The organism is Streptosporangium sp. NPDC003464, assembly GCF_053588315.1.
On the sequence record NZ_JBSFPS010000298.1, the window covers coordinates 1 to 12,163 of the forward strand.

8 protein-coding genes are annotated in these 12,163 nt (G+C 74.9%); 3 read left to right on the forward strand and 5 right to left on the reverse strand.

Going from position 1 to position 12,163, the window contains the following annotated elements; all coding sequences use genetic code 11:
- Nucleotides 1-118: 118 nt before the first annotated feature.
- The gene (locus ACWDS7_RS41055; protein ID WP_451933687.1) at nucleotides 119-4,999 is read left to right on the forward strand and encodes a non-ribosomal peptide synthetase/MFS transporter; all 4,881 of its coding nucleotides are present in this window, start codon (nucleotides 119-121) and stop codon (nucleotides 4,997-4,999) included.
- Complete coding sequence (locus tag ACWDS7_RS41060; RefSeq protein ID WP_451933688.1) at nucleotides 4,996-5,955, forward strand: threonine ammonia-lyase; 960 nt, start codon at nucleotides 4,996-4,998, stop codon at nucleotides 5,953-5,955. The genes ACWDS7_RS41055 and ACWDS7_RS41060 overlap by 4 nt, the downstream gene beginning before the upstream one ends.
- Before the next feature lie 150 nt (nucleotides 5,956-6,105).
- Here ACWDS7_RS41060 and ACWDS7_RS41065 read toward each other — a convergent pair whose 3' ends face one another.
- From ACWDS7_RS41065 to ACWDS7_RS41075, 3 genes are all read right to left on the reverse strand, one after another.
- On the reverse strand, nucleotides 6,106-6,300 hold the full coding sequence (locus tag ACWDS7_RS41065; RefSeq protein ID WP_451933689.1) for a ferredoxin: 195 nt from the start codon (nucleotides 6,298-6,300) through the stop codon (nucleotides 6,106-6,108).
- 36 nt (nucleotides 6,301-6,336) lie between these two features.
- Nucleotides 6,337-7,548 carry a cytochrome P450 gene (locus tag ACWDS7_RS41070; protein WP_451933690.1) on the reverse strand — a complete coding sequence of 404 codons (1,212 nt, stop codon included), beginning with the start codon at nucleotides 7,546-7,548 and terminating at the stop codon, nucleotides 6,337-6,339.
- Nucleotides 7,549-7,636: 88 nt separating this feature from the next.
- Nucleotides 7,637-8,830 carry an NAD(P)/FAD-dependent oxidoreductase gene (locus ACWDS7_RS41075; RefSeq protein WP_451933691.1) on the reverse strand — a complete coding sequence of 398 codons (1,194 nt, stop codon included), beginning with the start codon at nucleotides 8,828-8,830 and terminating at the stop codon, nucleotides 7,637-7,639.
- Between the two features lie 142 nt (nucleotides 8,831-8,972).
- On the opposite strand from ACWDS7_RS41075, the gene ACWDS7_RS41080 reads away from it, so the two are divergent.
- Entirely contained in the window at nucleotides 8,973-9,608 is a 636-nt protein-coding gene (locus ACWDS7_RS41080) for a TetR/AcrR family transcriptional regulator (RefSeq protein WP_451933692.1), read from the forward strand.
- Between the two features lie 246 nt (nucleotides 9,609-9,854).
- Here the strand turns inward: ACWDS7_RS41080 and ACWDS7_RS41085 are convergent, their stop codons facing one another.
- Nucleotides 9,855-11,210 carry a serine hydrolase domain-containing protein gene (locus ACWDS7_RS41085; RefSeq protein ID WP_451933693.1) on the reverse strand — a complete coding sequence of 452 codons (1,356 nt, stop codon included), beginning with the start codon at nucleotides 11,208-11,210 and terminating at the stop codon, nucleotides 9,855-9,857.
- A 38-nt stretch (nucleotides 11,211-11,248) separates the two neighbouring features.
- Nucleotides 11,249-12,163 (reverse strand): ATP-binding domain-containing protein (locus tag ACWDS7_RS41090; RefSeq protein WP_451933694.1); only part of this gene is annotated, 915 nt, incomplete at its 5' end.

Below are 12,163 nucleotides of genomic sequence, written 5' to 3' on the forward strand. Positions count from 1 at the left end.
GCTCCGCGACGCCTGAGACCGCGCGGCCACCGCCGCCGACCTTACGGCGTGGGGGACCTGGGCGAGGTCGGCGACCCGTGGCGGTGACAGCGCGGTACGGCCGGCCGCGGAGGTGCCGGTGTCCACCGCGGACGTCGACGGCTCCGGGGTCGAGGCCGTGCTGGCCGCGCACCTGGCCACGCCGTTCGCGCTGGACCGGGAGCCGCCGATGCGGGCGGTGCTGCTCACGGTCGGCGACCGGGAGCACGTGCTCTCGCTCACCTTCCACCACATCGCCACCGACGCCTGGACCCGTGGACTGCTGCTGTCGGAGCTGTCGGCGCTGTACGCCGCCAGGCTCGGCCTGCGCCCGCCGCCGGAGCCGCCGCCGGCCCAGTACGCCGAGGTGGCCCCGGTCCCCGACCTGGCCGAGCTGGACTGGTGGGCCGAGCAGCTGCGCGGCCTGCCGCCGGTGCTGGACCTGCCCATCGACAGGCCGCGCCCCGCGGTGGCCGACCCGGGCGGCGCCTCGGTGGAGCTGGAGCTGCCGGCGGAGCTGAGCGAGCGGGTCAGGGCGGTGGCCACCGCCTACCGGGCGACGCCGTTCATCGTCCTGATGGCCGCTCTGCAGGCCCTGCTGGCGAGGCTGTCGGCCGGCACCGACATCGCGGTGGGCGTGCCGGTCGCGGGCCGGGACCACCCCGACACCGAGGGCGTGGTGGGCTGTTTCCTCAACACCGTGGTGGTGCGGACCGACGTGGGCGGCGGACCGACCGGCCACGAACTGCTGGCCCGGGTCCGGGAGGCGGCGCTGGGCGCCCTGGCACACGCGAGCGCGCCGTTCGACCGGGTGGTGGACCTGCTGCGGCCGGAGCGGAACCTGGCCGCGACCCCGCTGTTCCAGGTGATGCTGAACTACGTCCCCGACGCGGGCCGGCCGCAGCTGCCCGGCCTCGAGGCGGCCGAGATCGGCCTGACCGAACAGACGGCGAAGTTCGACCTGAACTGGCATGTGGTCGACAGCGGGCCCGGCCGGCCGCTGCGCGGCGGGCTCAGCTACCGCACCGACCTGTTCGAGGCGGCCACCGCGGCCCGGTTCACCCGCTGGTACCTGACCCTGCTCGACGGGATGCTGGCCGAACTGGACGCGCCCGTGGGCGCGGTGCCGCTGGAGCCGGTGACCGGCCCGCTCCTGGCCGGTGACCCGCTGCTGTCCACGGCGGACACTCCGGTGCACCGGCTGATCGAGCGCTGGGTGGACACCAGCCCCGACGCGCCGGCCGTGGTGAGCGCGGACCGCAGCCTGACCTACGCCGAGCTGGAGACGGCCGCCAACCGGATCGCCCACTGGCTGCTGGACGCGGGGGTCGGCGCCGACGAGCCGGTCGGCGTCCTTCTGGAGCCGGGGGCCGACCTGGCCTGCGCCCTGTTCGGGATCCAGAAGTCGGGCGGTGGCTACCTGCCCCTGGATCCGGCCTATCCGGCCGTGAGGATCGCCACCATGCTCGACGCCGCCGGGGTGCGCGCGGTGGTCACCACGGCCGAGTTCGCCGGCCTGATCGGTCCCGGCCGCCGGGTGCTGGCGCTCGACCGCCTCCCGTCCCTGCCGCCGACCAGGCCGGAGGTCGACGTGCGGCCGGAGCACCTGCATCACGTGATCTTCACCTCGGGCTCCACCGGCACGCCCAAGGCCGTGGCCGCCGAGCACCGCAGCGTGGTGGGCTACCTGGGCGGCATGCTGCCGCGGATCAACGTGCCGGGCGGATCGTACGCGGTGGTGTCCACTCCCGCCGCCGACTTCGGGCTCACCTGCGTGTTCGGCGCCCTGACCACGGGCGGGACGGTGCACCTGGTGGCGCGGGAGACCGCGATGGACCCCGACGCGTTCGCCGGATACCTGAGCGCGCACCACATCGACGTGGTCAAGTGCGTGCCCAGCCACCTGGAGCTGCTGGCCTCCGGCGGTGACCTGGCCGCGGTGCTGCCGGACAAGCTGCTGATCCTGGCGGGAGAGGCCTGCCCCTGGGATCTGGTGGAGCGGGCCAGGGCCGCGCGGCCGGGACTGCGGATCCAGAGCCACTACGGGCACACCGAGTCCACGATGATCTGCCTGGTCTGCGACACCGAGGAGATCCCGGCCGAGCACCGGGCCGGGATCGTGCCGCTGGGCCGGCCCCTGCCCGGGGTGTACGGGCACCTGGTGGACGCGGACATGCGGCCGGTGCCGGTCGGGGTGCCGGGCGAGCTGGTGGTCGGCGGCCCGGGGGTCACCCGCGGCTACATCGGCCTGCCCGAGCTGACCGCGGAACGGTTCGTGCCCGACCCGCTGACCGGGCAGGGGCGCTGCTACCGCAGCGGCGACCTGCTGCGGGTCACGGCCGACGGGCGGGTGGAGTTCCGCGGCCGGGTGGACGACCAGGTCAAGGTGCGCGGCTACCGGGTCGAGCTGGGCGAGGTCACCACCGCGCTGCGGGCCCTGCCCCAGATCGCCGAGGCCGTGGTGCTTCCGGTGGGCGAGGGGAAGGCCCGGCAGCTCGCCGCCTGGGTGACACCGTCCACCGTGGACACCTCGGCGGTCCGGTCCGCGCTGCGGGAGCGGCTGCCCGACTACATGGTCCCGGCCCAGCTCGTCGTGCTCGACCGGCTCCCGCTCAACCCGAACGGGAAGATCGACCGGGCCGCCCTGCCCGCGCCGCAGCCGGAGACCACCGAGTTCGTGCCGCCCTCCACCGCCGGCGAGGAGCTGGTCGCCCGGGCCTGGGCCCAGGTGCTCGGCGTGGCCGAGGTCGGGGCGCACGACGACTTCTTCGCCCTGGGCGGGGACTCCTTCGCCGCGGTGCGCGCGGTCAAGGAGATCGGCTGCGGCCTGCGGGTGATCGACCTGTTCACCCGGCCCACGGTCGCCGAGCTGGCCGCGTTCCTGGAGCGCGAGGACGGCGGCGGGCTGCTGCACCGCCTGGGCGGTGGCCGTACCAGCGAGTTCACTCTGGTGTGCGTGCCGTACGGCGGCGGATCGGCGGCGGTCTACCAGCCGCTGGCCTGGGCCCTGGGCGAGCGGGTGGAGGTGCTTTCGGTGGAGTTGCCGGGCCACGACCCGGCCCGGCCGGAGGAGATGCCGCTGCCGCTGGAGGAGCTGGTGGAGGTGCTGGCCGCGGAGGTGGCCAAGACCGCGTCCGGCCCGATCGCGATCTACGGTCACTGCGTGGGTTCCGCCCCCGCGGTCGCCCTGGCCCGCAGGCTGGAGGCGGACGGGGTCCCCGTGCTGGGCGTGATCGCGGCCGCGAGCTTCCCCAGTGCCCAGCTGCCCGGCATCGGCCGGCGGCTCTTCCGCGGTGACCGCCTGGTCTCCGACCGGATGTTCCGGGACGCGCTGCGGGCCACGGGCGGGCTGCTGGAGGACATGGACGAGGCCGCCAAGCAGGTCGCGGTGCGGGCGATGCGCCACGACGCCGGCCAGGCGCGGGAGTGGTTCGGCCGCGAGCTGGCCGACGCGGGAACGCCGCTGCGCGCCCCGATCCTGTGCGTGGTGGGGGAGCGGGACCGGGCCACCGAGCTGTACCAGGAGCGGTACGCCGAGTGGGCGGCCTTCGCACCCAGGGCCGAGGTGGCCGTGCTGCCCCGCGCCGGCCACTACTTCCTGCGGCACCAGGCCGAGCCGCTGGCCGCCCTGATGATCGAACACCTGCGGAGCTGGGCGTCCGGGCGGCTGCCCGGCCCGGTGCGCCCACCCGACCGGACCGGCCTGCGCCCCTTCTACGCCGTCGCGGGCGGGCAGTTCGTCTCGGCGGTGGGCACGGCGCTGAGTTCGTTCGCCCTCGGGGTCTGGGCCTACCAGGGCAGCGGCCGGATTCTGGATCTGGCCCTGGTCGTGATGCTGTCCCAGATCCCGGCCGTGCTGCTCACCCCGCTGGGCGGTGCGCTGGCCGACCGGGTGGACCGGCGCCGGATCATGCTGGTCAGCGACGCGGTCTCCGGGCTGGCCATGGCCGCGCTGGTCCTGCTGCTGGTCACCGACCGGCTGGCGCTGTGGAACGTGTGCCTCATCGTCGGCCTCACCTCACTGACCACCGCCTTCCAGCAGCCCGCCTATCTGGCCGCGATCGCGCAGCTGGTGCCCAAGCCGTACCTGCCGCAGGCCAACGCCGTGGCCAACCTGGGTTTCGGGGTCGGCAACGTGGTGGCCCCGCTCGCCGGCGGCGCGTTGATCGGCATGTTCGGGCTGTCCGCGGTGGTGGCCATCGACGTGGTCTCGTTCGGGATCGGGGTGGTGACCCTGCTGGCGGTCCGGTTCCCCGACCGGCTGTTCCACCGGCAGGAGGAGACGTTCCGGGCGGCGCTGACCGGCGGCTGGCGGTTCCTCCGCCGGCGCCGGCCGCTGCTGGTGATGGCGGTCTACTTCGCGGTGGTCAACTTCTGCACCGCGCTGATGTGGGTACTGGTCACCCCGGTCGTGCTGGCCATCGGCTCTCCGACCGCCCTGGGTACGGTGACCGCGGTCGGCGGCCTCGGCGCGGCCGTGGGCACCGCGGTGGTGCTGGTGTGGGGCGGGACCCGGCGCCGGGCCACCGGCATGATCGGCTTCGTGGTCGGGTCCGGGATCGGCGTGGTGCTGATGGGCGTGTGGCCGGCGGTGTGGCTGGTCGCGGCCGGCCTGTTCCTCCGGCTGGCCTGCATGAGCATCGGCAACGCGCACTGGCTGTCCATCATCCAGGTGAAGGTGGGGCCGGAGCTGCAGGGCCGGGTCCTGGCCGTCAACGTCATGCTGGCCACGGCCATGCAGCCGCTGGGCTTCCTGACCGCCGGTCCGCTGGCCGACTGGGCACAGTCGTACACCTCGGGCCCCGGCCGGGGCGCGGCGGCGGTGCTGCTGGTCAGCGGCGTGTTCCTGGCGGTCTGGGGGCTGCTCGGGCTGCGCTACCGCCCGCTGCACCACCTGGAGGACCTGGTCCCCGACAGCGCGCCGCCGCCCGAGGCCGAGGCCGACCTGGACGCCATCCAGGACGGGGTGCTGAGCAGATGAGCCTGGTAACGGCGGCCGACGTGGCCGCTGCCACGGCCCGGATCGCGCCCTCCGTGCTGCGCACACCGCTGCTGCGCCTGCCCGGCGAACGGCTCTGGGTCAAACCGGAGAACCGGCAGCCCACCCGCTCGTTCAAGGTGCGGGGCGCGGTGAACGCCGTGGGACTGCTGGCCGAGCGGGACGTCGGGCACGTCATCGCCCAGTCCTCCGGCAACCACGCCCAGGCCATCGCCTACGCCGCCGGCGAGCACGGCCTGCGGGCGACCGTGGTCCTGCCCGACACCGCGCCGGAGCTGAAGGTGCTGGCCGCCCGCAGGCTCGGCGCCGAGGTGGTGATCGCACCGCCGGCCCTGCGGGAGGTCACCTGCCTGGCCCTGGCCGACCGGCTCGCGGCCACGGTGGTCCGCTCCGACGATTTCGACATCATCGCCGGGCACGGCAGCGCCGGGACCGAGATCTGCCGGGATCTGCCCCGCGCGGGCACGATCCTGGTGCCGGTCTGCAACGGCGGCCTGCTGGCCGGCGTCGCGGTCGCGGCCAAGGCCGTCGACCCGGCGATCAGGGTGATCGGCGTCGAGCCCGAGCTGGCCGCCGACGGCGTGGCCAGTTTCCGCTCCGGCCGGCGCACCGCGTGGCCGGTGCAGCAGACCTACCGCACCCGGGCCGACGGGCTGCGCGCCCCGGTCCTGGGCGCCCTGGCCTGGGAGCACATCCACCGGTACGTGGACGACATGGTGACCGTGAGCGAGGACGACATCGGGGCCGCCGCCGACCTGCTCTGGCAGGAGCTGGGGGAACGCGCCGAGCCCAGCGGCGCGGTGACCACCGCGGCCTACTTCGCGCACCGGGCCACGCTGCCGGCCGGACCCGTGGTGGCCGTCCTCTCCGGCGGCAACGTGGCGGCCCATCCCGATGCCGGCGACATGAGGGAGCGTTCACTCATCCGGGGTCTGTGACCGGCCGGGCGCCGGCGGGCCTTCGGGGAGGCCGGGGGCGGAGATCGGCGGTGGAGGGCCGCAAACGCCGGACCGCCGCCTCCGGGGTCGAGCGACCCCGGAGGCGGGCGCCACCGCGCCGTGGGCGGCGGCCGACCGGCCCGGCCGGGGTCAGGCGCTCAGCTCGATGGCGGCGGCGGGACAGACGGCGGCGGCCTCGCGGACCAGGACGTGCTGCTCCGCGCCCGGCTCGGGATCGAGCAGGATGACGATGCCGTCCTCCTCCCGCTGGTCGAAGACCTCCGGCGCGATCAGCACGCACTGGCCCGCGCCGCAGCACTTGGCCTCGTCAACGGTGACTTTCATACCGGGTTCCTCTCTGTCGGGTGTGGCGGTGCCGGGTCACCAGCGGACCGGGACCTTGCGCAGGCCGCCGACGGCCAGCCCTTCCACGCGTTCCAGCTCCGCCACGGGGACGGCCAGCTCCAGGGACGGGAGTCTGCGCAGCAGCACCTCGAGCACGACCTGCAGCTCGGTGCGGGCCAGCGCCTGGCCCAGGCAGGAGTGGGCCCCGGCGCCGAAGGCCAGGTGCGGGTTCGGGCTGCGGCTCAGGTCCATCTCGGCGGCGGCCTCGAAAGCGCTCTCGTCGCGGTTGGCCGCGGCCATGCTGCACACCACGGTGGTGCCGCGGGGCAGGACCGTGCCGCTGACCTCGGTCTGCTCGCGCAGGTAGCGGGGCAGGCCGAAGCCGGAGTTGGCGTCGAGCCGCAGCGTCTCCTCCACCGCCGTGCGGATCAGCGACGGGTCGGCCAGCAGCCGCTCCCACCGGCTGCGGTCGGCCAGCAGCATGGAGACCATCTTGCCGATCATGTTGGCGGTGGTCTCGTGCCCGGCCACCAGCAGAGCCATGCCGGTGACCAGGATCTGGATGTCGGACAGCCCGCCGTCCTCGGGGCCGCCGGCCGCGATCAGCTCGCTGAGCAGGTCCTCGCCCGGCTCGGCGCGCTTGGCGGTGATGTGACCGGACATGTACTGGACGAACTCGCCCTGGGCGGCCTCGATCTCGGCCTGGCTGTAGCGGGTGAGGTTGAGCATGGTGTCGGACCAGTAGGAGAACCGGTCCCGGTCCGCGGCCGGCACGCCGAGCATGTCGCAGATGACGTAGACCGGCAGCGGGAAGCCCAGGTCGGCCCTGAGGTCGCCGGGCCGGCCGCGCTTGACCATGTCGTCGACGAGCCGCTCGGCGATCTCCGCCATCGTGGGCCGCAGCGCGGCCATCCGCTTGGCGGTGAACCACTTGCCGACCAGGCGCCGCCAGTGCTGGTGCTCCTCGCCTCCGTCGGGGATGATCTGCGACATCTCGCTGTTGAACACCCCACCCCCCTCGGCCGACAGCCGGGCCGCGTCGGGCGCGGTGAGCTGGCGGGTGAAGCGCGGGTCGGCGAGGACCCGCTTGACGTCCTCGTAGCGGGTCAGCAGCGTCGCCTGGTCGCCGCTGGGCAGTGTCACCCGGGCCACCGGACACTTGCCGCGCAGCTGCGCCCATTCGGCGGGCGGCTCCAGCGCCGTGTCGTTGGGGATCGGGTAGTTCAGGACCTGCTCGTCGAGACTCATTCGGCATCTCCTTTGAACGGATGGTCGGCTTTGAACGGATGGTCGGCCGCCTGCGGACAGGCGGCTGGTCGGTTCGTCCCCGCCGCCGTCACGCCGGCGCGAGGGGCTGGGCGTCCTGCCGGGTGCCGAGGGCCCGCTGCCTCAGCAGGCGGGCCTGCTTGGCCATGTTCCAGCCGAGCACGCCGGTGACCCGGCCGCCCTCGCGGTAGAGGGCGGCGAAGCGGTGCTGCGCGGGGTCGCCTTCGGCGATGGTCACCTCGGCCGCCGGCGACGGCAGGCCGTGGGCCTGGATCTTGACGTCGTACTGGTCTGTCCAGAAGTAGGGGACCGGCGTGTAGGGGCGGTCGGCGCCGAGGATGTTGGCCGCCACCACCTGGGCCTGTTCGGTGGCGTTGGTGCGGTTCTCCAGGCGCAGCCGCCTGCCGAGCCCCTCGTGCTCCCAGGAGGCGACGTCCCCGACGGCGTAGACGCCCTCGGCGGCGCGGCAGCGCGAGTCGCACTCCACCCCGTCGCCCACGGTGAGCCCGCTGCCCTCCAACCAGCCGGTCGCCGGGCGGGAACCGATGGCCACCACGACCGTGTCGGCGGGCAGGAGCTCGCCGGTGACCAGCCGTACTCCCGTGACCCGTCCGCCGGCGCCCGTCAGCCCTTCGACCGTGACGCCGAGCCGCAGCCGGACCCCGCGCTCGGCGCGCACCCGGGCGAGCATCGCGCCGACCACGCCGCCGAGCCGGTCGGCCAGGGGGGCCGGGCCCATCCCGGCGAGGGTGACGTCGAGGCCCATGCCGCAGGCGGTGGCGGCGATCTCCGCGCCCAGCACCCCCTCGCCCACGACCACGAGCCGCTCGGCGGCGGCCAGGTCGCGGCGGAGCGCGAGCGCGTCGTCCAGGGCACGCAGTACGTGCACGCCCGCCAGCCCCTCCTGGCCGGGCAGCCGGCGGGGGGTCAGGCCGGTGGCGACGACCAGCGCGTCGCCACGTAGCACGCGGCCGGAGGCCGTGCGCACCTCGCGGGCGGCGGCGTCCAGCTCGACGGCGGCCTCACCCGGCACGGACTCGGCGTGCAGGGCCTCCAGCTGCGTCTGGCTGCGGAGCCGGGCACGGGACGGTTCCCAGGCGCCGGCCAGGACCTGCTTCGACAGCGGCGGCCGGTCGTAGGGGAGATGGGGTTCGGCGTCCAGAAACGTCAGCCTGCCCTGGTAGCCGTGCCGCCGCAGCGCCTCCGCCGTGCTCAGACCGGCGGCCGACGCGCCGACGATCAGGACGCTCCCGGGCGGGGTCACGGGACGTCGCTCAGGTGGAGGGCGGCGGGTCGCCCCAAACGTATCCGCATATGTCGTGGTCCTTCCGATCGTCCCACGTCACCAGGCTAACCTACACGTGTAGGTAATCGTACATGTGTAGGTTGACGGTAGGGTGAGAGGCGTGGCCACGACAAAAGACGGCAGCACTCCATCGGGCGACCGGCGCGTGCGCCGCACCCACGCGGCCCTCGCGCACGCGCTGATCCAGCTCGTCGAGGAGCAGGACCTGGCCCGGATCGGCGTCGCCGACGTCGCCGAACGCGCCGGCGTGAGCCGCTCGACCTTCTACGACCACTATCGGGACGTCCACGAGCTGGCCGAGGTCGCCTGCACCGCGATGATCGACGACTTGATCGAGTCCTTGCCCGGCCCTGACCCCGGCTCGGCGGACCCGGAGCCGGAGGCGACCCGGTCGCTGGAGGCGTTCTTCGCCAGCCTCGCCGAGCACACCGGGCTCTACCGCGGCCTGCTGGGGCCGCAGGGCAGCGCGCGTGTCGTCGACCACATCCGCCGCCGTATCGCCGCGACCGTCCACGACCACCTGCGCCGGGCCACCGCCGGCGGCGACCTCCCGGAGCGGACCGGTCCGCCGCTGGACATCCCGCACGACGTCCCGGCCGCGTTCACCGCCGGGGCGCTCATCGGCGTGGCCGCCGACTGGCTGCAGCGCGGATGCCCGCGGTCTCCGGCCGAGATGGCCGCCCTGACCTGGCCGCTGTTCACCACGCTCTACCGCGTCGACGCGGGCCGGCGGTGAGCGGGACGCGCGCGCCGGGCAGGCCGGCCACCGTTCACCCGATCGGCGCCCGCGCGGCGAGGCGCACGGTGGCGTTCAACGGCAGGTCGGCGGCCGAGCGTCCGGCGAGCACCGTGAAGGCGCCCTCCTCGGCGTGCCAGGCGTGCCGTCCGGCCGACCAGTATCCCCACTGTCGTCGGTGTCGCCGGGGGAGCGGGGTACGGTCCGGGAGACCGCCGTGGCGAGGCGGCGGTCTCCCGGGCCGGCTCAGCCGCGCCAGCCGCCGCCGTCCACCCCGCCCGGGACCTCGGCGGTGGGGTCGTAGGGGGTGCGGGTGAAGACGAAGGTGTTGAGGTCGAGGTGGCCGGGTGAGCCGTCGGCCCGGCGGACCAGACGCAGCGTCTCACCGGCGTAGTAGCCGTCCAGCCCGAGCCAGGTGCCGTCGGCCTGGGCGGCGAACCGGGAGGCCCGGCCGGTGCCGCCGATCGGGTCGAGGGAGATGCCGCGCTCCGGCAGCAGCCGCAGCGTGTAGGCGCTGGGCCCCCAGTACCACGGGCCGGTCAGCTCCAGCAGGTCGGCGTCCGCCGCGACGGGCTCCCACTCGGCCGGCAGGCGCGGCTCGTGCTCGTCGAGGACGGCCAGCAGCTCGGTCAGCAGGGTGCGGCTCACCCCGGAGGTGGTGTTGGCCATGAACAGCACGCCCACCCGGTCGGCCGGGTCGGCCCACACCGTGGCCAGGAAGCCCGGCATGGAACCGGAGTGGCCGGCCAGGCGGCGCCCGCCCGCCCGGGCCAGCTGCAGGCCCAGGCCGAATCCGACGGTCCAGGCGTCGCCGTCGTCGACGATCGCCGGCTCGCGCATCTCGGCCAGCGTGGCCGGGTCGAGGACGCCGGCGGTTTCACCGGCCAGGAACGCCGCCCACCGGGCGAGGTCGGCGGGGGTGGACCACAGCTGCCCGGCCGGGGCCATGGCGACCGCGTCGTGCTCGGGCTCGGGCAGCAGCACGTCCGCCCACGGGTGCACGGCGTAGCCGGTGGCGTGCGGGGCGAGCGGCCGGGGCGTGGTCCGGCGCATGCCCAGCGGCTCCAGGATCTCCGCCTGCACGGCCTGCGCCCAGGTCACGCCCCGGTGCCGGGCGACCAGCTCGCCCAGCAGGGCGAAGCCCAGGTTGGAGTAGTGGAAGCGGCGGCCGGGCCGGTGCCGGGCGGTCTCCGGGCCGAGCAGCCCGATGAGCTCCTCCAGCGGCATGCCCGGCGTCCGCTCCCACCACTGGCCGGGCGGCTCGGCGGTCAGCCCGGCGGTGTGCGACAGCAGCTGGGCGATGGTCACGTCACCGACCGGCGTGCCGGGGACGTGCTTGCCGATCGGGTCGAGCAGGTCCACGCGGTCCTCGTCGCGCAGCCGCATGACCACGGTGGCCACCATGCTCTTGGTGATGGAGCCGATCCGGTATTGGGTGTCCTCGGTGGGCGCGACCCCCTCGACCCGGCCGCGCGAGCCGTACCAGGCGATCCGCCCGTCGCGCACCACGGCCGCCGCAAGGGACGGCAGCCGCGACCCCGCCTGCTCCACCGCGATCCTCCGCAGCAGCGCGCGAGCCGTACTCTCCAGAACCGGCGACATCAGATGACCCCTCCCCGACACGACGTGACGCCCCAAGGCTAGTGCCGGGCGAGCCCGGCCAACATCCCCGGCAGCTCCCGCCGGTGTGTCACGGTCAGCCGCCGCGTCGCACGGGTGATCGCCACATACAGATCATGGCCGCCCATCGGTGTCTGGGCCAGGATCTCGCCGGGTTCGACGACCACCACGGCGTCGAACTCCAGCCCCTTGGAGGCGGTGACGGTCAGGACCGCGACGGGGGAGTCCAGGATGTCGTCGTGGCCGGGGAAGAGCGCGGCGATCCGGGGACGACGGGCGTCGGGGACGACGACGGCCAGGCGGCCCTCACCGATCCGCGCGAGCTCGCCCTCGACCAGGGCCGCCAAGGCGCCCGGGGCGTCGGGGTCGAGGAGCACGGCGCGCGGCGGGCTCCCGCCCTCGCGGACCGACTCCGGGGGCCGCCGGCCGGGCGCGACCGCCGCGAGCACGTCGGCGGCCACTTTCATGATCTCCGCCGGGGTCCGGTAGTTGACCAGCAGGCGTTCCTCCCGCCAGCGGCCCTTGACGTAGCGGTCGAGCATCTCGCCCCAGGACCGGGCCCCGGCGGCCGACCCGGTCTGGGCGATGTCACCCACGACGGTCAGCGACCGGGACGGGATCCGGCGCATCACGGTCCGCCAGGCCATCGCCGACAGTTCCTGCGCCTCGTCCACGATGACGTGCCCGTAGGCCCAGCGCCGGTCGGCCCCGGCCCGCTGGGCGGTGGTCATGGCCGGCTCGGGCGTCTCGTGACGTGCGGCCAGCGTGGCGGCCTCCATCATCCGGTCCTCCAGCAGGCCGGTGAACTCCAGCACGCCCAGCGCGTACCGCTCCCCGGCCTCGCGCTCGTGCTCGGCCGGCTCCCGGGCCGCCCCGGTCTCGGTCTCGTCCTCGCCGAGGAGCTCGGCGGCCTCGTCCAGCAGCGGGACGTCGCC

Coding starts and splice junctions, on each gene's coding strand:
- ACWDS7_RS41065 (WP_451933689.1), bottom strand. CDS start 6,300: ATGAAAGTCACCGTTGACGAGGCCAAGTGCTGCGGCGCGGGCCAGTGC.
- ACWDS7_RS41070 (WP_451933690.1), bottom strand. CDS start 7,548: ATGAGTCTCGACGAGCAGGTCCTGAACTACCCGATCCCCAACGACACG.
- ACWDS7_RS41060 (WP_451933688.1), top strand. CDS start 4,996: ATGAGCCTGGTAACGGCGGCCGACGTGGCCGCTGCCACGGCCCGGATC.
- ACWDS7_RS41085 (WP_451933693.1), bottom strand. CDS start 11,210: ATGTCGCCGGTTCTGGAGAGTACGGCTCGCGCGCTGCTGCGGAGGATC.